This is a genomic window from Kordia sp. (assembly GCF_965224175.1).
In the GTDB taxonomy this organism is placed as follows: domain Bacteria; phylum Bacteroidota; class Bacteroidia; order Flavobacteriales; family Flavobacteriaceae; genus Kordia.
This window is the reverse complement of record NZ_OZ245041.1, coordinates 2915573-2938908: the sequence shown is the minus strand read 5'-3', so window position 1 is coordinate 2938908 and position 23336 is coordinate 2915573. Positions and strand designations below refer to the sequence as shown.

Sequence of the window (23336 nt, the reverse complement as noted above, 5' to 3'; positions counted from 1 at the left end):
TTTTAGCTAAAGATAGTTGTTATGTATACAATTCCAAAGATCCAACCAGTATACATAAGTGTATATCCAAAGGCGTAGAGACTTGCAACTCCAAGATCTCCTTGTGTTTGAGAAGCTTTGGAAAAAACCAGTCGCATTGCTCTAAAAAACACCCAATATAACATGGCTAAGATCAACGCTATCGAAAACCAAAGTACGGTTTCTAGTATAATGAGTAAAAAGACCAATACAATTGAAAATACAATCCATACAACGATAGAGATGATAATGCCTTCAATTCCTTCGCCGATTTCAAATCCAGATGAGTTTCCAGTAAAAATATTTTTACTAAAACCATTCTTAAACTCAAAACTTTCTAATTTCGGAAAATTGTCCTTAAGTGTGATGCCTTTATACAATCCGTATGTGAGAAATAGAAATAGTACTGCTGCAATAATTCCTAACGACATATAAAAATTAGCTGTTATACTTCGGTGGTAATGGAAACCTGTAAAATATACGGTAAGTGCTGTTACCACAATAACTAACAAGGAAACGATAAATACTGATTTTCCTTTGAGATATGTTTTTTGAGGTTTCATATGCTGTTGCTGCATTTTGACTTTTTACTCATCAAATCCTTGATACTTGCATCCCATAATTTTTTCGTAGATATGTCTGCTATCTGTAAACGGCTTTAATTTTTCTAAAACTTCTATCAGTACAAGTTGCATTGTGCATTGAAGGTTTTCATCTAAATCGTCTAAATAATGCCAAACATATTGCTCTAAAACGGCTTTTCGAAGTTCTTCATTCATAATTCCTGTTGCTCTAAAGGCATTTTCTGCATCAGCGCCTTCATGACTTGTCATATATGTTTTTACTTGAACTAGCATAATTTTTTTCTCATCGTTACTCAATTGTTGTCTGATATCATTTTCTAGTTCATGATTTGTAAGATCATCTTGTGAAGTTGGAATTGGAGTTTCTTCTTCTTTTTGCGGTTTTACTTTAGAAGCACTTGAGAATAGTTTTTTAAAAAAGCTCATGAATATTTTTTAAGAGTTGAATGTAATGAAGTTTCTAAGTTAGGAAATTGCATTTATATTTAGATGGAATTGTTTTTCATTTTTTCATGACCGCTAATTCCAAAATCGAGCTGTTTTTTCATTGTCGCTTAGTTTTTTTCTTTTATTTCATCATTCTGACAAATTTCAGCTACTTTTTTCGCAGCCTCTATATTTCCTAAGTCAGCAGCTAATGAAAAGTTTTGACAAGCCTTTTGAAGTTCTTCTTTTTTGAGGTAGATATCTCCTAAATAATAATAAGCTCCATAATTATCAAAATTTCCTTTAATAGATTTTTTTAAATCTCTAATGGCAGCATCATATTCTTTATTTTCATAGTAAGAAAGACCACGCCAATATTGAAGTTCACAGATTTTTACTTCATAACCTGTTTCCTCAGAATTACCAAAAGGAGAGATAATTTCTAAGAGTTTTCCTTCTGTAGTAGCATCACATTTTTTCAGATATTTCGATCTCAATGCTTTATTGTAGTATTCTATGCTTTTCTCATAATCTTTAGTTTCATTGTAGTTTCCTGCAAGATTAAACAGTGTAAGCGTATTGTTGGGTTCAAGTTTCAGCGCTTTTTGGTAATCATTTGTACCTTCTCTTAGCTTACCTATTTGACTTTTACAATAACCTCTAAAAATAAGTGCATCTTTATAATCGGGATTTCGGGCAATCGCTTTATCAAGCATTACAATTGCATTTATGTAATCAAGTTTTTCTTCATGATTCATAGCGCGGTTGTAATATTCTTCTTCCGTAGTAAAACCACAAGAACTGAAAGTAAATACGAGTAAAACTACATAACAATATTTCATAAACGTTTTAACTGTTTTTGATTTAATCTCTAGGCAACACATACCAATACACAGAGATAAAATGACAGATGCTTCCTAATAAAACAAAGACATGAAAAATAGCATGATTGAACGGAAGTTTTCGAATGCTATATAAAATAGCGCCAACAGTATAAAAAACACCGCCAGCCATCAACCAAAATAAACCTTCACTAGATAAATTTTCCATCAATGGTTTAATTGCAAACACGATAATCCAACCCATGAAAACATACATGAGTGTTGATAATTTATCAAATTTTCCAGTAAAGAATAGTTTCAAAGTGATTCCAATGGCTGCAAATGCCCAAACGGTTCCAAAGATGATCCAGCCTGTAGAACCTTTTAAAGTTACCAGAGCGAAAGGTGTATATGTTCCTGCGATAAGCAAGTATATAGCAGCATGATCAAATATTCGAAGTTTATTACGAACTAAAGGTTTTGTCGCTTTATGATACAATGTGGAAGCAAGGTATAATACAATAATACTCAATCCGTACATAGTAAAACTCACCAAATGTATTGTTTCACCATGTTGAATAGCATGTATTACTAAAAATACCAATGCAATGACACCTAAAACTACACCAATTCCATGCGAAATGATATTGAGTTTTTCTTCTAAAGGCGAATAATGAACGGTTTTTACTTTAGAACTCATGAATATTGTAATAAAATACAAAGAACCATAAAAAAAGTCAAAATATTGCGTAAGTGTCTATTTTAGTTTGATACACAAATACCTCAAAAAAAAGTAGTACATTGATCCAAGGTATACGCGAAGTCAATACCTTATTCGGTAATATTCGATTAACTTAAATAACAATCAAAACAAACAAGCATGAGTTTTTTTAAACGATTAAAAAGTAGCTTCTTAGATATTGTAGAAGAAGAGTTTCCTGAAGATTATGTAGATGATGGAAAAGAATATCACATTATTCCAGAACCGTATGACTTCACCTATTCTTCTGTAAAAGGAGACTTTCGTTTAGCGCGTTTGTCAAACGGATTTTGTGCTAGCTGGAAAAACTTCATCATTAGTAGAGATTGGGATGGAAATAAACTGTATACGATTCGTAATTACGGAAGATCTGTCGCTATAAGTCCCGACAAAACAAAACTTGTAACTTCTAGTCAAAACAAAGGAATTGCCATTTTTGATGCAAAAACAGGCGATTTGATCGATTCAGGAAATACAGAAGATTTTGTGTCTGATTTGGTATGGACAAAAAATAATTTTATTGTTGGAACAAATTCCGATGCAATTTTTGTGCTTGATACAGAATGTAATCCGGTAAGAACGATCAAGCAAAAAGATGGAAGCGATTTTGATTTTATATCAGGAATTACATTACACGCAGAAAACGAAAGTTATATCACAGTGTTAGAGTCCAATGGAAATCGAATCAGTATTATCAATTTTGAAACGGAAGAAATCGTCAAAACGAAAGAATTAAGAAACTCTGGTGAATTGTTTTATTCAGAAGCACATCAAAAATTTTGGATTCCTTACGAGCGTAAAGAATTTGTATTGACACTTGATGAAGATTTGGAAGAAGTAAAAAGATTATACTATACTGGAAAAAAAGGAGTAAAACACAGTGGACAAGATGAAAATGATTACTCATGTACCGCTTGGGCAACACTTCCAGCGTTGAGTCCAAATGGAAGACGTTTTCTAGTCAATGATCGTTCCGGATTGTTAATGCTGATCAGTGCGCATTCAGACGATGAATGTTACCGAACTTTTACCAGAGATGTGATTGATTATGCATACGCAATGCTGTGGCAAGATGACGATCACTTTATTGCATTGCTAGATAATCACCGCGTTGTGAAAGTAAATATTAGAGGAAAAGAACATATATTCCATAGAACAGACAGCTAAAAATAACTGTCAAATCAAGCACAGTAACAACATAAAAAGTCATGCTTTATTAAAACGCTACTGTGCTTGATTTGATCTATTAATACAGAATTCTAAATTTAATTGTGTGTTCAATCTTTTTTAAGGCTGAAGTTACTTTTTTATTGTATTCCTTATCAACATCAACAATTACATAACCCACTTTATTATCGGTTGATAAATATTGACCAGTTACGTTCAATTCGTACTTAGCCAATACTTTGTTGACTTTTGCCATAATTCCAGGTACGTTTTTGTGAATGTGCAAGAAACGATGCGCATTGGTTTGTCGTGGCAAACGAATATTTGGAAAATTGACAGCATCAACCGTATTTCCAGAGTTAACATATGCCATAATTTTATTAGGAACAAAGTCAGCAATATCGCGCTGAGCTTCTTCCGTACTTCCGCCAACATGCGGTGTTAAAATTACGTTTTCTAAACCTTTTAGTGGTGTTTCAAAAGCTCCGTTAGCTCTTGGCTCTTGCGGATATACATCAATAGCAGCACCGGCAATTTTTTTAGTTTCTAAGGCAACTTTTAAAGCATCAATATCAACGACAAAACCTCTGGCTAAATTGATTAATATAGCGCCATCTTTCATTTGATCAAACTGTGCTTTTCCAAAGAAATTTCTATTGGCTGCGTTGTCGTCAACATGTAAGGAAACGACATCTGAAATGTTTAATAATTCTTCTAAAGAATTGCATTTTTGAGCATTTCCAAGTGCCAAACGATCTTCAATATCATAATAATACACGTTCATTCCCATCGCTTCTGCCAAAACAGATAATTGCTTTCCAATGTTTCCATAGCCAACAATCCCTAGCTTCTTTCCACGGACTTCGCGCGAACCTTTGGCTGTTTTATTCCACTGTCCGTTGTGCAATTCGGTACTTCTTGAAAATACACTACGCATCAGCATAATAATTTCACCAATTGCCAACTCGACTACCGAACGCGTATTGCTATATGGCGCGTTAAAAACGATAATTCCGTTCTCTTTACACGCTTCTAAGTCAATCTGTTTGGTTCCAATACAAAAAGCACCAATGGCTAATAGTTTTTTAGCTGCTTTGATGACTTTTGGTGTAACTTGTGTTTTGGAACGAATTCCCAATACGTGAATATCTTTTACTTTTTCGATTAAATCTTCTTCAGAAAGACTGTGCGATAATATTTCAACGCTAAATCCATCATTTGCCAAACGATCAAACGCGTCTGAATGAATGTTTTCTAGCAATAATATTTTGATTCTATTTTTTGGGTACGATATGTTTCTTGGTAATTTATTGACGAATAAAAATTCATCTAAATTCGGAGTCACATGATCGGCTTTGTTGACTGCTTTTTCACGTGCAACATTTTCAGTGAAAGCAAAAAACTTATCAGCAACTCCAGCTTCACGCATTACATAATCGCTATAACCGTCACCAATTACTTGAATTTCTCCATCCAAATTCATGTCTTTCAAACACTGAATCTTTCCGTTGTGTTGCGAGAGTACATTTTCAGCATCAAATCCGATGATATATCCATCGGCATCAAACACAAATGTATTAGCAAACACACGATCTGCGGGAATATTATAGTCTTTTACAATAGGATCAATAAATTCCTTAAATCCGCAAGAAATCACATAGATATCATCTGAAAAATTTTCAAAAAACTCTTTGTTGCTTTCAATAGAAGAGGATAATTGTTGGCGCAATCGGTAAATGAGTTCTTCTAAATTCGATTTGTGTGCATTCAATAACTTGATGCGTCTTTCCAAAGATTCTGTAAAGGAGATTTCTCCATCAATTCCTAAGTTGGTAATCTCTTGAATTTCGTCAATAATAGCATCTTTCTTCGGATTGTTTACCAAAGTAATTTCTGCTAAAACATCCAAAGCTTCTACACTTGTGAGTGTGCTATCGAAATCGAAAATATAGTTTTTTTGCAACGTTTCCATGTCTTCATTAAATAAGCGATAAAAATATTAAAATCATTTTATTGGAACTATGCTTAGAGTAAGATTCAATTAACAATTCTAATACTTTTGTTGATAAGGTGGTTTCTTGCTTTCAGATTGAAAGTTTTGTGTGTGGTTTGTCGTTTTTTGTAACTAAATACTAATGTCAAACTGATAGGTGTTTAATTTTGATTATCTAGAAAGTTTACGATGTCAAAATCATATTCTTAAAAATCTCAGACTTCATAAGAAAAGGAGTAATTAACAAAAAACATTCCCTTTCCAGCATGATGAAAGGGAATGTTAAGCACTCTAAACACTAAATTATGGTAGATTGTCCTACCTTAATATTGCCAGAGTTGATGTGTAAAGCATCAACATTTTCTATAAATTCTTCAATAAATGTTCCTACGTTTTCTGTAGAATAACCGCCGTTTGCATTTAAATCTGGTGTGCAAATTTCCAGATCAATTGCACGTTCTGCGGCATCTCTTACGGTTTCTGCTTCTTCTGATAATCCAAAATGATCTAACAACATAGCCGCAGATAGGATAGAAGCAATCGGATTGGCAATACCTTTTCCTGTAGCTTGCGGATACGAACCGTGAATTGGCTCAAACAGTGCGTATTTTTCTCCCACAGAAGCGGAAGCTAATAATCCAATAGAACCACCAATAACACTGGCTTCATCAGAAATGATATCACCAAACATGTTTTCGGTTAATACAACATCAAACTGACTTGGATTTAAAACCATTTGCATCGCAGCATTGTCGACAAATAAGAAATCTAATTCTACATCAGGATATTGAAATGATAAAGCTGTTACTACTCTTCGCCACAAACGCGAAGTTTCTAAGACATTGGCTTTGTCAACTAAGGTTAATTTTTTGCTTCTGCCTTGTGCTGCTCGGAATGCAAAATGTGCTACACGTTCAATTTCTTCTTTGCTATAAGCGCATAAATCGGAAGCAGCTGTACCATCTTTGTTTTGTGTTTTTTCTCCGAAGTAAATTCCGCCAGTCAATTCCCTATAAATTACAATATCCGTATCTTGAATGATGTGTTTTTTTAAAGGCGATTTGTCTAGTAAGGTATCATACGCTTTTACAGGGCGAATGTTTGCAAACAAACCTAAAGCTTTGCGCAAAGCCAATAATCCTTGCTCAGGACGTACTTTTGCATCTGGATTGTTATCGTATTTCGGATCGCCAATCGCGCCAAATAAAACAGCATCTGCATTTAAACACAAATCCAATGTTTTTTGCGGTAACGGATTTCCTGTTTCGTCCATGGCAATTGCGCCAACGAGTTCATGTTGAAATGTAAATGTATGTTGATATTTTTCTGCAATAGCAGTTAATATTCTGATCGATTGATTTGTGACTTCAGGACCAATTCCATCACCTGAAAGTACTGCAATATGTAAGTTCATAGCTAATTTCTAGTATATATGTTGTTGTTCAAATGCTTCTATTTTAGATAAGTTACTGACTAAAAAGTCAATGTCATCATATCCTTTTTGCAAACACATTTTTTTGTATGGATCAATATCGAATGAAGCGTTTTCTGTACCAAAAGAAATGGTTTGTGCTTCCAAATTGACTTCAATTTTAGTATTTGGATTTTCCTGAATGGCTTGTAAAAGTGACGCTAAAAAATTAGGTGTTACTTGAATTGGTAATACATGATTGTTTAAGGCATTTCCTTTAAAAATATCTGCAAAGAAACTCGATACAATGACGTTAAACCCAAAATCTTTCAATGCCCAAGCTGCATGCTCACGACTTGAACCGCAACCAAAGTTGTGTCCTGCTACTAAGATAGAACCTGAATACTGTTGTTGATTCAGTACAAAATCGGTATTCAGGATTCCATCTTTCTGAAATCGCCAATCTCGAAATAAATTTTCGCCAAATCCGGCTCTACTCGTAGCTTTTAAAAAACGTGCAGGAATGATTTGATCAGTGTCTATATTTTCTACGGCAAGCGGAAATGCAGTAGAAGTAAAAGTGTTAAATGTACTCATGTTGTTTAGGCTTCTTCCAATACTGGAACGTTAATATCTACTATTTTTCCTGCAATGGCAGTGGCTGCGGCAACTAATGGACTTGCCAAAAGTGTGCGCGAACCTTGTCCTTGTCGTCCTTCAAAGTTTCTATTGGAAGTAGATACACAATATTCACCATCAGGAATTTTGTCATCATTCATGGCTAAACACGCCGAACAACCTGGTTGTCGAAGTTTGAAACCTGCTGCTTCAAAAATGGTATCTAAACCTTCTTCTTTGATTTGTTTGACAACTAATTGTGAACCTGGTACTAACCAAGCATTGATATTTGGTGCTTTTTGTTTTCCTTGTACATAATTGGCTGCAATTCTAAAATCTTCGATGCGTGAATTGGTGCAACTTCCTATAAACACATAGTTTACTTGTTGTCCAATAAGTGAAGCGCCTTTTTCAAAGTTCATGTATTGCAACGATTTTTCAAGATTTGTATCTGCTGCTGTCGGAATGTTTTCTGAAAGTGGAATTCCCATACCTGGATTGGTGCCAAACGTAATCATTGGTGTAATATCGATCGCATCAAACGTGTATTCTGTGTCAAATTCCGCAGAAACATCTGTTTTCAACGTTTTCCAATAGGTCACTTTTTTATCAAAATCAGCTCCTTTTGGCGCAAACTTTTTACCTGCTACATATGCAAAGGTTGTTTCGTCTGGCGCAATCATTCCGCCACGAGCGCCCATTTCAATACTCATATTACAAACGGTCATTCGTCCTTCCATAGACATATTTTCAAAGACTTCGCCTGCAAATTCGATAAAGTGTTCCGTACCACTATCAGTTCCTAGTTTTGAGATGATGTAGAGAATGACATCTTTAGGAAGTACGTTTTTTTGCAAACGACCATTTACGGTAATTCGCATTTTTTTAGGCTTGGTTAATAGTAACGATTGACTGGCAAATACTTGTGCTACCTGACTTGTTCCAATCCCAAAAGCAATGGCACCAAAAGCTCCATGCGTTGAGGTGTGACTATCTCCACAAACCATAGTCATTCCTGGTTGCGTGATGCCTAATTCTGGTGCCATTACGTGTACAATTCCATTGTATTGATGCCCTAATGCGTATAGTTCTATATGATGTTCTTCACAGTTTTGCTGTAATTGTTGTAATTGATTTCGAGACAATTCGTCTTTTACAGGCAAATGCTGATCTACCGTTGGTGTATTATGATCGGCAGTAGCAATGATTTGCTTTGGTCTGAAAACCGGAATGTTTCTTCTTTTTAATTCATTGAACGCTTGCGGACTCGTTACTTCATGAATTAAATGCTTGTCTATGTATAAAATTTGTGGTCCGTCGGGAATACTATCTACGACATGCGCGTCCCAAACTTTGTCAAATAATGTTTTTTTCATGTTCATTAGAAATTTTCACAAATGCAATGCTTACGCGTACATTCTTTTAGAGATGGTACTCATTTTTATAATTTGATGAATGTCTGTGTCAGTAACTTCCTTGTGCTTGTCTGCAAAATGTAGGAAGTCGCTATAAATGGTATCTAATTCACGTTTTGTAAGATCGTATCCAACATTTTTAGCTCTGTAAGCCAAGGCAGCACGTCCACTTCTGGCAGTTAATACGATAGACGAAGTTGCGGCTCCAACATCTTTCGGATCCATAATTTCGTAGGTTTCTCTATGTTTGATAACGCCGTCTTGATGAATTCCTGAACTGTGCGCAAAAGCATTTGTTCCTACAATAGCTTTGTTAGGTTGTACAGGCATTCCCATTGTATCGGAAACCAATTGACTAATTTCAGTCAGCATGGTTGAGTTGATGTTTGTGTTTAAGTCTAAATATGGATGTTGTTTTAAAATCATAGTTACTTCTTCAAGCGAAGTGTTTCCAGCACGCTCACCAATCCCGTTGATAGTACATTCTACTTGTCGCGCACCGTTTAGTACACCTGCAATGGAGTTTGCAGTTGCCAATCCTAAATCATTGTGACAATGACAAGAAAGGATTGCATTGTGGATTCCTGTGACGTTTTCTTTGAGGTATTTTATTTTTTGCCCGTATTCTTCTGGTAAACAATAGCCAGTAGTGTCTGGAATATTTAAAACCGTTGCTCCAGCTTTGATAACGGCTTCGCAAACTCTGGCTAAAAATTCGTTGTCGCTTCGTCCGGCATCTTCGGCATAGAATTCTACATCTTCTACAAACGTTTTTGCATAGGAAACTGCTGCTACAGCACGTTCAATAATTTGTTCTGGTGTAGCTTTAAATTTGTATTTCATATGTGATTCGGAAGTTCCGATTCCTGTATGGATTCGTGGACGTTTGGCATAGGTAAGTGCTTCTGCAGCTACTTTTATATCATTTTGTACAGCTCTAGTTAATCCGCAAACGGTAGCATTTTTAACAAGTTTTGCAATGGCTTCAACCGATTGGAAATCGCCAGGACTTGATACAGGAAAACCTGCTTCGATAACATCCACACCAAGTTGATCTAATCTAGAAGCAATCATTAACTTTTCATCAGTGTTGAGTTTACAGCCAGGAACTTGTTCTCCATCCCGTAAAGTAGTATCAAAAATATAGACTCGATTTGAACTCATGAATTAAAAATTTGAGTGTTTATTTCTTTTTATTCTTACGAATGTATACTTTGTATTTCCTAAAACGAATGATTGTATGTTGTGTTTTACAGCGGCTAAGTATATTTGTTTTTTAGGTAAATAGCTAATAATAAGATATTTATAGAATAATTTTTTACAATGCCAAACGCACAAAAGGAATCTTTATTTGTATTGATTAAGTCATTATCAAAATCTGAGAAACGACAGTTTAAGTTGTATGTTGGACGGTTTGAAGGCAATGTAAATTCTAAATTTTTAGCATTGTTTACTTTTTTAGAAAAGAGTCAAACGTATGACGAACAAGCAATCTTGAAAAAGAAGATTGTGACCAAGCAACAATTATCAAACTTAAAAGCCAATTTATACAAGCAAATTTTAAAGAGCTTACGTTTAAATCCTGCGCAGCATAATATTCGAATTGTGATACGAGAACAGTTAGATTATGCTACTATTTTATATAATAAAGGATTGTATACGCAGAGTTTGAAATTACTCGATAAAGCAAAGATTTTGGCTTTAGAACATGAGGAAAAGAATGTCGCTTACGAGATTGTAGAGCTAGAAAAAATTATAGAAACACAATACATTACGCGAAGTATGGCAAGTCGCGCTGATGAACTTTCCGCAGAAGCGAAAACATTAAGTATTCAGAATGCATTGGCGAGTAAGTTGTCTAATTTGTCGTTGGAGTTGTACGGTTTGTTATTGAGAGTTGGGTATGTAAAGAATGAAGAAGATTATAAGGATGTGACAAGATATTTTACAAATCGATTGCCTGAAGTTGATCTTGATTCGCTTGGTTTTAGAGAGAAGTTATGGTTGTACAAAGCGCATTTGTGGTATAGTTTTTTGACGCAAGATTTTTTGTCGAGTTATAAATATTCTTATAAATGGGTTGCTTTATTTAAGGAAACACCAAAGATGAAGAAAATTCATCCTGTGTTTTATTTGAAAGGAAATCATTATTTGTTGGAGTCGTTGTTTTATATTAAACATGAAGTGAAATTTAAAGAAGTGTTGCTTCAATTGGAACATGATATTGAAAACGATATTATTCCGCAGAACGATAATACACGAGTACTGAGTTTTTTGTATGTGTATATGAATAAACTGAATTATCATTTTTTGACGGGAACATTTAGTGATGGTTTGTATTTGATTGAAGAAGTGAATACACGTATTGCAACGTTTGAAAATAGAATTGATGAGCATCACGTGATGATTTTTTATTACAAGATTGCGTCTTTGTATTTTGGAGCAGGCGATAATAGAAATTGCATTGAGTATTTGCAGAAAATCATTCGTAATAAATCGTTGAAAGTTCGTGAAGATTTGTTGTGCTTTTCGCGAATTTTAAACTTAGTAGCGCATTATGAATTAGGTTTGGATTATCATTTGGAAACACAATTGAAAAGTACGTACAAGTATTTGTTGAAGATGGATGATTTGCATGAAGTTCAGAAAGAAATGATTAAGTTTTTGAAAGGTTTAGGGAATATTTATCCGCATCAAATTAAGAAAGCTTTTGAAGCATTGCATGCAAAGTTGAAGCCTTTTGAAGATGATCCATATGAGCGCAGAGCATTTTTATATTTAGATATTTTGTCGTGGTTGGAAAGTAAAATAGAGAACAAGCCTGTTGCTGAGATTATTCACGCGAAAGCGAAATTGCTGCTAAGATAGTTTTTCTTTAGAAGCGTCTTTGCTATATACTTCCATACAGTTGACTATAGCTTCTAGTCAAAATTGAATGTTTCTTTTATCGTTTTTGAAGAAAGTAATTTTTTTATTGATTTCAACTTGTCAGGACTTTGTAGAAAGGGATGCTCTTGATAAAGTTTTTGATATTCAGAGAGTACTTGATTTTTATATGTTTCTATTTTTTTATCAATTACTTTATTAATACTGGTAATGGTATTTTTTTGAAAATGTAAGTTTACGGGATCTACGAATCCCATTTTTATAAATCCGGCAGTTTTTCTTGCGCAACGACAAGGATTATTTTTATTTACTAAACCACATTTATTATCCATAAAATTATATAATTGCTTTTTTGCTCTATGCAATTTAATTCTAAAGTTTTCTTTTGTGATTTCCATTATTGCACTTCCAATAGTATCTGTAAATTCAAATAATTCTCCTATTATAAAAACCATTCGTTGTTCTCTATCAAGACACAAGAGCATTCCTTTCATACAACTTATTTTAGCTTCTTTTACTAAAAGTTTGTCCTCAACTTCGTAAGAATAATTAGAAAGCGACTCGTTTGGTAATTGATCAAGTCCTTGTCCAAATTGTTCAAATGTTGTGTTGGTTTCGTATTTTCCGCGTTTCATGTTTAAGAAATGATTCTTCAGAATACGATATACCCAAGTTTTAAATGTACTTTTTTGTTTAAATGAACCTAACTTTGTGACAATTTTTATGAGAATTTCTTGTGTTAAATCGGCAGCTTCATCTTTATCACCTACAAAAGTTATGGCGACATTATAAATCCAATCTTGATGCTTTTTGATAAGATCTTCTAGTGCCTTTTTATTTCCCGAAAGCGATTGCTCTATTAAGATTTTGTCTGAAGTGTTAGTGTCCATTTGTACGTTATTTATTCATTAAGAATTGTCCGTGAGGATTATCTAAAATCATTAACCATTGTCCATTTTTTTGTTTTCTTAAAACAGCCACGGATAGTCCACTTTGTTTTATTTCAGTTCCGTCTGGCGCTTTTGCGGTCATTGTCCAAGGAGCAATATGCGTAGCAATGTTTCCTGTAATAAATACTTCGTGTCCGCTATAGGTAAATATAGGATTTACCATAGACATTTTGGTAAACATTTCTCGTAAAATATGCGTGTCAGAAATGGGCGATTCTGGTTCAAATACAATAACTGCGTTAGGTTCATAACAAGCCATAACGGTATCTATGTCTTTGTTTTGAAAAGCTTCTGTCATTTTTGTAATTGCGTCTAATACATTTTGTTGTTCTCTAGTCATCTTTTTTGTTTTATTTGTTTGAGCGATCATGGTAATGGAGGTCATACAAAAGAGTAAGACCATTAGTAATTTTGATTGTGTTTTGTACATCATAAAGCTTTTTTTTGTTAGTATATGAGTGCTTTATGGTTTAGACACAGTTCAAAAGATGACTGTTACAGTAAATGTAAATTTATTTTGAATAATTATTGTATTGTTACAAAGATAAAAGAGTGTATAGTAGCGTTTCTGGGCTTTTAGCCGCTTTAAGAATATTATTAAGTTTTTTTTAAATCTTTTTATTTACGAGTTGCTTTGTATGTTCCATCTGGTTGTATGGTAATTAATTCATTAAAAATACCGTTTGCTGTTTTCTTAAATTCTATTCTATATTCTCCTGATATTTTAAAAGAAAATTTGTGTTCTGCAGTTGGAACTAGTTCATATGCTGGTTGTCCCGCTACGGAAAGATACAGTTTGGTACCTTTTTCTTTTGTGTAAATTTTTATAATATTTTCTTGTATTTCATATTCACCGACGTATAATTTTAAAGTACTCGGATCTACATCTATGGCTTTGGGTCTATCATCAATAGCATTCGGTTTTTGTACTACTCTCAAGATTTCTTCGGAAGCAGTATTAGTTTCTGCCATTTCTTCATTGATCCACTTGATATACTGTGATACTCTTGTGTAATTCTCCACAACGCCATATAAACCTTCGGGACCATCTTTTGTGTCTTGCCATGAACTAATTCCGGCTAAGTATACAGTATCATCTTTTACAATAAAAGCAGGTCCGCCACTATCACCTGGACCACTAATACCTTCATATTCTGTGAGATATTTTGTTTTAGTATCGGGATGATCAAAGGTCCATGTTAACCATTTGTCTGTAGCTGTTTCAATCCTGTTCGTCGCACCTCTTTGTTTTCCATCGTTACTGTTTACGCCAATGAGACCATTGCCAATATCTCCTTTGCCAAGCATATATACTAGTTTGTCAATTTCATCTTCGTCAACATATAATTTTGCTTGCATGGAATTGAGAGGCTTGTTTTTTAGATGTAATAATGCAATATCATTTAATGATGACATGTCATTTAACATTGCAAGTTTTTCTTGAATATTGTCCCATTCTTTATACATAATGACTTTGTCTACTTCAATTTCTTCACCGTTTATGATGACAAAATGTTTTCTTCCAGCATCAAATTTTTCTACAATTCCCACAGCACAATGAGCCGCGGAAATTGCCCATTGATCTCCTATAATGGTACCTTCACAATCGGGAAGATTTAAATGGCACATATATTTTTCAAATTTCTCGGCAAGTTTGATAAACTCAGCATCATCTTTGTCGTGTCTCGTTAGAATTGGATTATGTTTCTTATTATTCATGTAACTAAAACTTACTAATGTTAATGATATTAGTAGAAGTAATATGATTGCGTTTGTGAATTTTAAACTGTTCATTTTTTTTGTTTTGTATTTATAAAATGGGCGAAAGGTTTGAGTGATTGTAACTGCAACGAGTATGTTTATTCTATTCCAAATGCTTCGCTAAAGCCTTGTTCAATAAAATCATAAAAGATATCATCATGACCACCGCTTCCAGCAATTATATTCGTGTTTTTAGATTGTAAAAAAGTAATTTCTTGATCTGTAAGACTGCCTACAGCTTCATCTGTTTCTCCGTAGATGTAAGTTATTTTAGATAAACTTTCAATGGTGCTAAAACGTTCTGTGTATCTATTCATGACTAATCCGGCAAATAATCTGGCTTCATTCCTATTGAATGCATTGTCAAAAGGAGTTGTTTCTATTATGGGCGTTACACCATTTTCAAATCTTCCTAGTTTCCCTTCGGCGAGTCCTTGCCAAAAAACATCATTAATATCTAACCTTCCTGTCATGATTAGATATTTATCAGCGACATCTATTCCTTTTTCTGCAATTAATTCTTGTGTTATAAATGCACCATATGAGATTCCTGTAATGTATACTGTTCTACCTTCATCTTTAAAATATTTTACCACTTGATGCAGCGTTTCAATACTTTCAGCATTAAAGTTAACAGCTTGCTCTAGTGTAATATCATCGCCACTTAATATGCTAGGATTTAATGTTTGTGTCTGATGTACAGTTACGTTTAAAATCCCTGAAGTGTTAAAATTTGCAGAAAAGTAATCTACTAAATCTGTAGCGAGTTCTGTACTCGGACCGCCTGGAACGGTTATTAAAACAGTAGCAGCTTTTTCATCACCGTTGAAATAAATTAAGTCTTTAATCTCTTGCGAAATATCGTTAAAATTCACTGGCGGATTCACATCGTCGTCATTAGAACAAGAGAATGTTATAATGGCAAAAAATAATATTAGAATTACATATAGAATCGTACAGTAATTATTAATACGTATCATTTTTTTGGATACTCTTTTCATGTATTATGCTTTTTGATTTGTATGAAACAAAAGTATAGTTGCCAATACAATAAAAGAGTGAATTTAGTACTGAAGAAGTACTGAAACGATCAAATTAAACGAATTAGGACATTTGTTGAAGCTTTCTGTACGCTCCTGGAGACATTTCTAAACTCATCTTAAATGCGCTATAAAAAGCACTTTTAGATTTAAAACCTACTTCCATGCCTATAGCCTCAATAGAATATTTATTAAATACTGGATCTTGCAATAGATTTTTGGCAGCTTTAATTCGGTATTCGTTTACAAATTGGATGATACTTTTGTTGATTTCCTGATTTATAATTTGTGATAAATAACTTTCACTTGTGTCTAATCGAGATGCTAGATCTAATCTACTTAAAAGAGGATTTTTATATAATTCTTCCTCTTCCATTAGTTTATAGAGTTGTGTGATGACTTTAGAGGTAGTTGTATCCTTAATTTTACTTTTGGTCTTAGTCGTAGTTGTTTTTATAGATGCTAAATAATTATGTATTTCCTCTTTTTGAGAGATTACTTGTAGTTTAAATACACCATAATACAATACCCACCATAGAAATAAACACATTCCTATCCAGAGTATGTATGATGTATATGTCGAATTGAATATATAAATTTCTATTCTATTCATTATCCAAATTGTAATGATGCCTATAATAAACAGGTTTAATCGTAACAACCAACGCTTTTTGTTTTCTGAAATAGAAGTAGATTTATTAATGAGCTTTCTTCCCCAAAAAATTAAAAATATATTAAAACCAATAGAAGCAAAATCTTTAATGTAAAAGATGATAATATCATAAATTGATCCGTAAAGATCGAACAAGAATAAAGAAGCTTCAAGAATAACAGAGCCTAAGAAAGGAAAGTATAACCATTTATGTCTTCGTCTTTTTAGAAGTGGATGTTCAATTTGAATTAAAAAATAAGTGAACAAAGTAGCAGCGCATAGAAAATCTAACCTGAAAAGAGTAAAAATCTCTACAACAATATGTAATGTTTTAAGGCCGAGCCATTCTATCAGAGTTAAATTAGCAATTAAGAATAATGATAGTGCCAAATAGTTGTTGGCGCGACTCTTATAAAAAGACGTTGTAATTAATGAGATACTTACAAAATATCCTATAATAACACTGGCAATCATTACAAAGTCTAGTATAGTTTGATTCATTCTTTATTGTATGTAAAAAGTTAAATACCTCGTAATTTGATTTTATAAAAATGCTAATATAGATGATGAATGGTATACTATTTAGTTAAGTAAATTATAATATTCTAAAATATTTTATGTCATTTTCAATTGTGTAACCTACTTCTTTTATGTGAAATCTATTTTTTTGAGTGTATTCTGCAATGCTTTTGGAATGATAAAATTGAACAAATAAAAAAGCGATTGACACTAATTTCAATCGCTTTTACTATTTATGTGATATTGTTCTTATTGAGCAGGACCTGTAGATGGTTGTACGGTAATTGCTTGCACATCTCTGTCAAACAAGTACAATCCGCCTTTGTCGTCTCCAATCAAGTTAATTTTGTCTAAGATAGTACGTGCCAATGCTTCTTCTTCGATTTGCTCTGCTACATACCATTGTAAGAAGTTATGAGTAGCATAATCTTGCTCTTGTAAGCTGATGTGTACTAAATCGTTGATACTTTTAGAAACTTTGATTTCATGTTGAAATAATTGTTCAAACATTTCTTTTAACGAACCATATTCTACAGGAGGTTTTGCCAATTCTGGAATTACGGCATGTCCGCCACGTTCGTTTACGTATTTTACAAATTTTAGCATGTGCTGACGTTCTTCGTCAGAATGTTCATACATGAATGAAGTGACACCTTCAAAACCTTGTGTTTCAGCAAAACTTGCCATTGCTAAATATACTTGTGAAGATTCTGCTTCTATTTTGATTTGCGTATTTAACGCATTTTCCATTTGCTTTGATAACATAGCTTGTCTTTTTTGAGAACTGTAAAAATACGCATAAGATGTGAGTTTTACTTATGTGTATTATAATTTTAATTTATTCTAACTAAAGGAATATGAATCGTTTGTTATTTAGAATTTGGTTTTATTCTTTATTCTAATTCATCAATTGTGATCCCAATAAAACGTTCAATTACTTTTTGTTCCTCCGAAGTCTTGGATTTTACTTTTTTAACATCAATGTAGCCTAAATCGCCATTTTCGTAGTGAAATTTTAAGATTGTTTCTAAGGCTAAAGAATCTGTATTTAAAAAGTTTACATATTCTTCATATTTCGTTTCAGAAGGTTCTTGGATTTTGTTTAAAGTTTTATGTAAAGCTTCTGTTCGATCGCTTGTTGGTAGCTTCACACCTTGTCGTCCTTTTGTTGCTGTAGCAAATAAAGTATATAATTGATGTTCCACATACAGAACAAAGTCACAATGTACGCCATCAGTATATGCTGCGCTGTGATCTTCTCCAAAGGCAAAGTACGGATTGTCACTTTCTTTAGATACAACCATACATGTATCATAGTACGTATTGTAATAATCTAGATACACTAATTTTCCTCCATCATTTTCTTCTAAATCTTCACTGTAACCTGTATAATCATGATCGCCCATGATATTAATTTTGTATGGACTCAGAATACAATTTAATGGTAAAAGCGATAAGTTTCCTTCAAATCCGTCATAATCATAATTGGCAGAAATAAAGTTCTCAATAGAAGCATTTGTGATTGTTTTAGTTTCTATTTCAGATGATATCGCCGTAGAATGCCAAATGATATTTAACCCGTTGCTAATTTTATAGAATTCTCTGATATAATCTGTAAATCGAAAACTAGCATCGTCGTCGTCAGAGATTTCCATGGCAATTTCTTCTTCAACAGCAATTATTTCGCTTTCGGAAAGTCCTCTATATTGTGTGAAAACAATTTTATCAACCAATGGACTACTTTCTAAATTTTTGATCGCTTTTTCCAATCGCAAAAAATAGTTTTTAGCCCATTCTTTTGCTGAAAAATTAAATTCACTCATAAGTCTTTAGTTGATGGTTTCTCCATTATTCACATTGTCTTCATCAGGATTTACAAAAACCAATTTACCTTCTGGTGTTTCCGTCATTAAAATCATTCCCTGACTTTCAACTTTAGCAATCGTTCTTGGTGCTAAATTTGCTAAAACAGTTACTTTTTTACCAATAATTTCTTCTGGTGTAAAACTTTCAGCAATTCCAGAAACAATAGTGCGCTTATCTAAACCTGTATCAACTAGCAGTTTTAAAAGCTTTTTGGTTTTGCGAACTTTCTCAGCTTCCACAATGGTTCCAACACGTAAATCTAACTTCGTGAAATCATCAAAAGTAGCGGTATCTTTTTGTGGTACAACTTCTTTGTTAGCTGCTTCGTTGGCTTTCTTAGTCGCTTCCAGCTTGTCTAATTGCGCTTGAATTTCTTTATCGTCAATCTTAGCAAATAATAATTCTGCAGGATTGATTTGATGTCCAGTGGCAATCAATACTTCTTTTGTTGAAATATCATTCCAACCTAAATTAGTATCAAGTGCTAATATATTTTTTAATTTTTTTGAAGTAAAAGGTAAAAATGGTTCTGACAATACCGCAATGGCAGACGCAATTTGTAAAGCAACATACATAATGCCTTTTACAGCTTCTGGATCTTCTTTGATCTTTTTCCAAGGCTCATTGGCTTGTAAAAACTGGTTTCCAAGTCGCGCTAAGTTCATCAATTCCTGACTTGCTTCGCGGAAACGATATCGTTCAATAGAACTTGAAATGATTGCTGGAAAATGTTTTATTTGCGTTAATTCTTCGTATTCGCCAGTATATTCAGGAATGATTCCATCATAATATTTATGTGTCAATACAACCACACGATTAATAAAGTTTCCTAAGATGGCTACCAACTCGCTGTTATTGCGTGTTTGGAAATCTTTCCAAGTAAAATCGTTGTCTTTCGTTTCTGGAGCATTAGCCGTTAATGCATAACGCAACACATCTTCTTTTCCAGGGAAATCTTCTAAATATTCGTGCAACCAAACTGCCCAATTTTTTGAGGTTGATAATTTGTTACCTTCTAAATTTAAAAATTCGTTCGCAGGAACATTATCAGGTAAAATATAATCACCATGTGCTTTTAACATTGATGGGAAAATAATACAGTGAAACACAATATTATCTTTTCCGATAAAGTGAACCAACTTTGTGTTTTCATCTTTCCAATACGGTTCCCAATCTTTTCCTTCACGTTCTGCCCATTCTTTCGTAGCAGAAATATATCCAATCGGTGCATCAAACCAAACATACAATACTTTTCCTTCGGCACCTTCTACAGGAACTGGAATTCCCCAATCTAAATCGCGTGTTACGGCACGTGGACGCAAACCATCATCTACCCACGATTTTACTTGTCCGTGAACATTTGGTTTCCAATCTTTTTTGTGTCCTTCTACAATCCATTCGTTCAAGAAATCGTTGTATTTATCAAGTGGTAAAAACCAGTGTTTTGTTTGTTTGAGTGTAGGCGTATTTCCTGTAATGGCAGATTTCGGATTGATGAGTTCCGTTCCGCTTAATGAAGTTCCACAGTTTTCACATTGATCTCCATATGCTTCTTCATGACCGCATTTTGGGCAGGTTCCTACCACAAAACGATCTGCTAAAAACTGATCAGCTTCTGCATCATATAATTGTTCGGTAACTTCTTCTACAAATTCTCCATCGTCATATAATTTCTTAAAAAAGTCGGAAGCTGTTTTGTGGTGAATTTCCGCAGAAGTACGCGAATAATTATCAAATGAAATTCCAAAATCTTCAAACGATTGCTTGATGATTCCATGATATTTATCAATGATATCTTGTGGCGATACACCTTCTTTTTTGGCGCGCATCGGAATCGCAACACCGTGTTCATCACTTCCGCACATAAAGGCAACATCATTGCCTGTTAGTCGTAAGTAGCGAGCATAAATATCTGCAGGAACATACACACCAGCTAAGTGTCCAATATGGATAGGTCCGTTGGTATACGGTAAAGCTGCGGTAATGGTATAGCGTTTTGGATTTTGAGTCATTTCGTTTTGTTTCTATTCAATAAAGTTAGATTTTCTACTGAAAATCGTGTAATTAACGTGCAAAAATAAGGATTCTTACAAGATTTTTAGCTTGAAAACATGAGGAAATCGTATTAATTTGAGCCTTGAAAGTCAGAAAATCGATGATTTTTGCAGATCGTCTAAAAATACATTTTGTTTTGATTGAAGAAAAGCATCTATATTTTTTCTACTAATTTTAATATATGAACCAACCGAAACCACTATACAAAGGAGCAACTGTCGGTATTTTGTCGACGGCGCGAAAAATTTCTATTACCGAAATAGAAGCCGCCATAGAGCTATTGCACAGTTGGGATTTAAAAGTTGTCTTAGGCGCAACCATAGATCTTGAAGAAAACCAGTTTGCTGGTGATGACATGACACGTGCTGTAAATTTTCAGCAGTTTATAGATGATGATAATATTGATGCAATTTGGTGCGCACGCGGCGGCTACGGAACCATTCGCATGATAGATCATTTAGATTTTTCACGATTTGTACAAAAACCAAAATGGATTATTGGCTATTCTGATGTAACCGTCTTACATAGTAAAGGACAGCAATTGAACTTTGAAACTTTGCATGCAACCATGCCAATTAATGTGTCAAAAAATAGTTCAGAATCCTTAGAAAGTTTACGCAAAGTATTATTCGGCGAAAGCCTTCGCTATTCAGTTCCAGAAGTCACTTATAATAAAAAGGGAAAAACCACAGGCGAATTGATCGGTGGAAATTTAAGTATGTTATACAGCATGACTGGCTCAGATTTGTCTTTAGATACTACAGGGAAAATTTTGTTTTTGGAAGATTTAGATGAATATCTGTATCATGTAGATAGAATGATGATGAACTTGAAACAGAACCAATATTTTGATGGTTTATCTGGGTTAATTGTTGGTGGAATGACAGATATGCATGATAATTCGATTCCATATGGAAAGAACGTGCATGAAATTATTTTAGATGTCACTTCTGAATATGATTTCCCGATATGTTTTGACTTTCCAGCGGGACATTTAGACGATAATCGCGCGTTAATTTTTGGAAAAAAAGTTGAATTAACTGTTGATTCAGGTGTACAACTAGATTTCCTTTTGACTTAACAGAAATAGATAGTCGCCTTCACGATTTTCATATTGTTTCATAATACTTTTGATAGCTCCTGAAGCAATATCTTTTTCGAGTTGTATCAATCCTTTTTGAATTTCTTCTTGATGCGTTAAGTGTGAAAAAGAGGAAATTCCATTACGGATATTTTCATCTAGATATAACTTCGGATTTTGTTTTCCGACATATAAAAAGGAGTCTTTTAGATCTGGTAAAATAGTATAGCGTTCGGCATACATGTTTTTAAAGCCTGCAGTTTCCATTGCGCTAATAATTTGACTGCGAGCAGGCATTTGTTTGATAGAAGCTTCCATCATTTTTGGGAAATAATGATTAAGCCAATAACCTTTCATTTGCTTCGGTGTTGAGGTGAAGAAAACTACATTTGCATAGTTTTTCATGACGCGAAATAACTCTGAAAACCCTTTCTCTAAGTTATTCCAATGATGTAGTGTAAGCGTTCCTATAACACCTTCGATACTATTATCTTCTAGTGGAATATTTTCGGCAGTTCCAAGTTTCCAGTCTATATGTGGGTATTTTTGCTGTGCTTTATCAAGCATCTTTTGAGAAGGATCAATACCAACAAATTTAGTTTCTTTAGTATGCAATTGTGAAGTGTAATTTCCTGTGCCGCAACCAATGTCAAGATACAAACCTTCTTTTATAGGATTTAAATGATAATGAAGTCGTTCTAGTAAGTAAGGATCGGCTTTTCGGGTATTGTTATATCCTTTTCCAATATGATCGTATTTTGCTTCCATATGGCTTCGGTTTATTGTTCACTAAAATTAACGATATCATTCATGATTTCGGGCATTTCATCATCATAAAAACTGATAGCAGTATGTAGAATTTTTGTGAATTGTTGTTGATTATCGACTTTAAGATACGTATTTTATGTGAAAAATTAGCGTGTAATTTATGGCAGCACATAACGACTTAGGTATTGAAGGAGAAAAATTAGCAGTAAAACATCTGCAAAAAGCAGGTTATAAAATAGTAGAAACTAATTATAGGTTTCAAAAAGCAGAAGTAGATATTATTGCGAGGAAAGAAAATATATTAGCTGTTGTTGAAGTAAAAACTAGAACGTCTACCGATTTTGGAAATCCTGAAGAATTTGTAAGTCAAAAGAAAATTAAATTACTCGTATCTGCTACCGATAACTATATCAATGAGAGTGACTTAGATGTAGATGTGCGATTTGATATTGTTTCAGTAGTACTTACTGAAAAAGACATCACAATAAGTCATATAGAAGATGCTTTTTATCATTTTTAAAAATAACTGTTATAATTATAACAAA

The 23336-nt window shown here is 33.7% G+C and carries 22 protein-coding genes; 4 read left to right on the top strand and 18 right to left on the bottom strand.

All coding sequences use genetic code 11. From position 1 onward, the window contains the following. Positions 1 to 2 precede the first annotated feature (2 nt). The 4 genes from ACOQOS_RS12785 to trhA all read right to left on the bottom strand — a co-directional run bounded on the left by ACOQOS_RS12785 (position 3) and on the right by trhA (position 2549). Positions 3 to 581, bottom strand: coding sequence for a hypothetical protein (locus tag ACOQOS_RS12785; protein ID WP_420570853.1), 579 nt, complete (start codon positions 579 to 581; stop codon positions 3 to 5). A 24-nt stretch (positions 582 to 605) separates the two neighbouring features. Then, positions 606 to 1028, bottom strand: a complete 423-nt coding sequence (locus ACOQOS_RS12780) for a hypothetical protein (RefSeq protein ID WP_420570852.1) — start codon at positions 1026 to 1028, stop codon at positions 606 to 608. A 128-nt stretch (positions 1029 to 1156) separates the two neighbouring features. Next, on the bottom strand, positions 1157 to 1870 hold the full coding sequence (locus ACOQOS_RS12775; RefSeq protein ID WP_420570851.1) for a tetratricopeptide repeat protein: 714 nt from the start codon (positions 1868 to 1870) through the stop codon (positions 1157 to 1159). 22 nt (positions 1871 to 1892) lie between these two features. Continuing rightward, complete coding sequence (gene trhA, locus ACOQOS_RS12770) at positions 1893 to 2549, bottom strand: PAQR family membrane homeostasis protein TrhA (protein ID WP_420570850.1); 657 nt, start codon at positions 2547 to 2549, stop codon at positions 1893 to 1895. Positions 2550 to 2729: 180 nt separating this feature from the next. Here trhA and ACOQOS_RS12765 point away from each other — a divergent pair, with 180 nt between their 5' ends. Then, positions 2730 to 3776, top strand: coding sequence for a hypothetical protein (locus ACOQOS_RS12765; RefSeq protein ID WP_420570849.1), 1047 nt, complete (start codon positions 2730 to 2732; stop codon positions 3774 to 3776). Positions 3777 to 3855: 79 nt separating this feature from the next. Here the strand turns inward: ACOQOS_RS12765 and serA are convergent, their stop codons facing one another. From serA to ACOQOS_RS12740, 5 genes are all read right to left on the bottom strand, one after another. Next, positions 3856 to 5748 carry a phosphoglycerate dehydrogenase gene (gene serA / locus ACOQOS_RS12760; protein ID WP_420570848.1) on the bottom strand — a complete coding sequence of 631 codons (1893 nt, stop codon included), beginning with the start codon at positions 5746 to 5748 and terminating at the stop codon, positions 3856 to 3858. 319 nt (positions 5749 to 6067) lie between these two features. Next, on the bottom strand, positions 6068 to 7183 hold the full coding sequence (gene leuB / locus ACOQOS_RS12755) for a 3-isopropylmalate dehydrogenase (RefSeq protein ID WP_420570847.1): 1116 nt from the start codon (positions 7181 to 7183) through the stop codon (positions 6068 to 6070). A gap of 9 nt (positions 7184 to 7192) precedes the next feature. Next, a complete protein-coding gene (gene leuD, locus ACOQOS_RS12750; RefSeq protein WP_420570846.1) occupies positions 7193 to 7777 on the bottom strand; it encodes a 3-isopropylmalate dehydratase small subunit in 585 nt (194 codons plus the stop codon). A 5-nt stretch (positions 7778 to 7782) separates the two neighbouring features. Further along, positions 7783 to 9174, bottom strand: a complete 1392-nt coding sequence (gene leuC, locus ACOQOS_RS12745) for a 3-isopropylmalate dehydratase large subunit (RefSeq protein ID WP_420570845.1) — start codon at positions 9172 to 9174, stop codon at positions 7783 to 7785. 30 nt (positions 9175 to 9204) lie between these two features. Then, entirely contained in the window at positions 9205 to 10377 is a 1173-nt protein-coding gene (locus ACOQOS_RS12740) for a 2-isopropylmalate synthase (protein WP_420570844.1), read from the bottom strand. A 159-nt stretch (positions 10378 to 10536) separates the two neighbouring features. Between ACOQOS_RS12740 and ACOQOS_RS12735 the strand changes: the two genes are divergently transcribed. Next, positions 10537 to 12081: a hypothetical protein gene (locus ACOQOS_RS12735; RefSeq protein WP_420570843.1), complete on the top strand. Its 1545-nt coding sequence runs from the start codon at positions 10537 to 10539 to the stop codon at positions 12079 to 12081. Positions 12082 to 12134: 53 nt separating this feature from the next. Here ACOQOS_RS12735 and ACOQOS_RS12730 read toward each other — a convergent pair whose 3' ends face one another. The 8 genes from ACOQOS_RS12730 to metG form a co-directional block, all read right to left on the bottom strand. After that, a complete protein-coding gene (locus tag ACOQOS_RS12730; protein WP_420570842.1) occupies positions 12135 to 12989 on the bottom strand; it encodes an RNA polymerase sigma factor in 855 nt (284 codons plus the stop codon). A gap of 7 nt (positions 12990 to 12996) precedes the next feature. Continuing rightward, positions 12997 to 13389 (bottom strand): YybH family protein, encoded by a 393-nt coding sequence (locus ACOQOS_RS12725; RefSeq protein WP_420570841.1) that lies wholly within the window; start codon positions 13387 to 13389, stop codon positions 12997 to 12999. Positions 13390 to 13667: 278 nt separating this feature from the next. After that, entirely contained in the window at positions 13668 to 14843 is a 1176-nt protein-coding gene (locus ACOQOS_RS12720; RefSeq protein WP_420570840.1) for a trypsin-like serine protease, read from the bottom strand. Positions 14844 to 14908: 65 nt separating this feature from the next. Then, a complete protein-coding gene (locus tag ACOQOS_RS12715) occupies positions 14909 to 15811 on the bottom strand; it encodes a hypothetical protein (RefSeq protein ID WP_420570839.1) in 903 nt (300 codons plus the stop codon). 103 nt (positions 15812 to 15914) lie between these two features. Beyond that, positions 15915 to 17003, bottom strand: a complete 1089-nt coding sequence (locus tag ACOQOS_RS12710; RefSeq protein ID WP_420570838.1) for a helix-turn-helix domain-containing protein — start codon at positions 17001 to 17003, stop codon at positions 15915 to 15917. 267 nt (positions 17004 to 17270) lie between these two features. Continuing rightward, positions 17271 to 17786: a ferritin gene (locus ACOQOS_RS12705; protein ID WP_420570837.1), complete on the bottom strand. Its 516-nt coding sequence runs from the start codon at positions 17784 to 17786 to the stop codon at positions 17271 to 17273. Between the two features lie 128 nt (positions 17787 to 17914). Then, the gene (locus tag ACOQOS_RS12700) at positions 17915 to 18844 is read right to left on the bottom strand and encodes a hypothetical protein (protein WP_420570836.1); all 930 of its coding nucleotides are present in this window, start codon (positions 18842 to 18844) and stop codon (positions 17915 to 17917) included. Between the two features lie 6 nt (positions 18845 to 18850). Then, on the bottom strand, positions 18851 to 20899 hold the full coding sequence (metG, locus tag ACOQOS_RS12695; RefSeq protein ID WP_420570835.1) for a methionine--tRNA ligase: 2049 nt from the start codon (positions 20897 to 20899) through the stop codon (positions 18851 to 18853). 224 nt (positions 20900 to 21123) lie between these two features. On the opposite strand from metG, the gene ACOQOS_RS12690 reads away from it, so the two are divergent. Beyond that, a complete protein-coding gene (locus ACOQOS_RS12690; protein ID WP_420570834.1) occupies positions 21124 to 22023 on the top strand; it encodes a S66 peptidase family protein in 900 nt (299 codons plus the stop codon). Here ACOQOS_RS12690 and ACOQOS_RS12685 read toward each other — a convergent pair. After that, entirely contained in the window at positions 22003 to 22791 is a 789-nt protein-coding gene (locus ACOQOS_RS12685) for a class I SAM-dependent methyltransferase (RefSeq protein ID WP_420570833.1), read from the bottom strand. The two genes, ACOQOS_RS12690 and ACOQOS_RS12685, sit on opposite strands and share 21 nt — an antisense overlap. A 160-nt stretch (positions 22792 to 22951) precedes the next feature. Between ACOQOS_RS12685 and ACOQOS_RS12680 the strand changes: the two genes are divergently transcribed. Further along, positions 22952 to 23311, top strand: a complete 360-nt coding sequence (locus tag ACOQOS_RS12680) for a YraN family protein (RefSeq protein WP_420570832.1) — start codon at positions 22952 to 22954, stop codon at positions 23309 to 23311. Positions 23312 to 23336: the final 25 nt, after the last annotated feature.

What these genes read in the sequence shown, in the direction of transcription:
- leuC (WP_420570845.1), bottom strand. Translation starts at nt 9,174, where the DNA reads ATGAAAAAAACATTATTTGACAAAGTTTGGGACGCGCATGTCGTAGAT.
- ACOQOS_RS12680 (WP_420570832.1), top strand. Translation starts at nt 22,952, where the DNA reads ATGGCAGCACATAACGACTTAGGTATTGAAGGAGAAAAATTAGCAGTA.
- ACOQOS_RS12780 (WP_420570852.1), bottom strand. Translation starts at nt 1,028, where the DNA reads ATGAGCTTTTTTAAAAAACTATTCTCAAGTGCTTCTAAAGTAAAACCG.
- ACOQOS_RS12725 (WP_420570841.1), bottom strand. Translation starts at nt 13,389, where the DNA reads ATGACTAGAGAACAACAAAATGTATTAGACGCAATTACAAAAATGACA.
- leuB (WP_420570847.1), bottom strand. Translation starts at nt 7,183, where the DNA reads ATGAACTTACATATTGCAGTACTTTCAGGTGATGGAATTGGTCCTGAA.
- serA (WP_420570848.1), bottom strand. Translation starts at nt 5,748, where the DNA reads ATGGAAACGTTGCAAAAAAACTATATTTTCGATTTCGATAGCACACTC.
- ACOQOS_RS12730 (WP_420570842.1), bottom strand. Translation starts at nt 12,989, where the DNA reads ATGGACACTAACACTTCAGACAAAATCTTAATAGAGCAATCGCTTTCG.
- ACOQOS_RS12785 (WP_420570853.1), bottom strand. Translation starts at nt 581, where the DNA reads ATGAAACCTCAAAAAACATATCTCAAAGGAAAATCAGTATTTATCGTT.
- ACOQOS_RS12705 (WP_420570837.1), bottom strand. Translation starts at nt 17,786, where the DNA reads ATGTTATCAAAGCAAATGGAAAATGCGTTAAATACGCAAATCAAAATA.
- leuD (WP_420570846.1), bottom strand. Translation starts at nt 7,777, where the DNA reads ATGAGTACATTTAACACTTTTACTTCTACTGCATTTCCGCTTGCCGTA.
- ACOQOS_RS12715 (WP_420570839.1), bottom strand. Translation starts at nt 15,811, where the DNA reads ATGAAAAGAGTATCCAAAAAAATGATACGTATTAATAATTACTGTACG.
- ACOQOS_RS12735 (WP_420570843.1), top strand. Translation starts at nt 10,537, where the DNA reads ATGCCAAACGCACAAAAGGAATCTTTATTTGTATTGATTAAGTCATTA.
- ACOQOS_RS12685 (WP_420570833.1), bottom strand. Translation starts at nt 22,791, where the DNA reads ATGGAAGCAAAATACGATCATATTGGAAAAGGATATAACAATACCCGA.
- ACOQOS_RS12720 (WP_420570840.1), bottom strand. Translation starts at nt 14,843, where the DNA reads ATGAACAGTTTAAAATTCACAAACGCAATCATATTACTTCTACTAATA.
- ACOQOS_RS12710 (WP_420570838.1), bottom strand. Translation starts at nt 17,003, where the DNA reads ATGAATCAAACTATACTAGACTTTGTAATGATTGCCAGTGTTATTATA.
- metG (WP_420570835.1), bottom strand. Translation starts at nt 20,899, where the DNA reads ATGACTCAAAATCCAAAACGCTATACCATTACCGCAGCTTTACCGTAT.
- ACOQOS_RS12775 (WP_420570851.1), bottom strand. Translation starts at nt 1,870, where the DNA reads ATGAAATATTGTTATGTAGTTTTACTCGTATTTACTTTCAGTTCTTGT.
- ACOQOS_RS12740 (WP_420570844.1), bottom strand. Translation starts at nt 10,377, where the DNA reads ATGAGTTCAAATCGAGTCTATATTTTTGATACTACTTTACGGGATGGA.
- ACOQOS_RS12690 (WP_420570834.1), top strand. Translation starts at nt 21,124, where the DNA reads ATGAACCAACCGAAACCACTATACAAAGGAGCAACTGTCGGTATTTTG.
- trhA (WP_420570850.1), bottom strand. Translation starts at nt 2,549, where the DNA reads ATGAGTTCTAAAGTAAAAACCGTTCATTATTCGCCTTTAGAAGAAAAA.
- ACOQOS_RS12765 (WP_420570849.1), top strand. Translation starts at nt 2,730, where the DNA reads ATGAGTTTTTTTAAACGATTAAAAAGTAGCTTCTTAGATATTGTAGAA.
- ACOQOS_RS12700 (WP_420570836.1), bottom strand. Translation starts at nt 18,844, where the DNA reads ATGAGTGAATTTAATTTTTCAGCAAAAGAATGGGCTAAAAACTATTTT.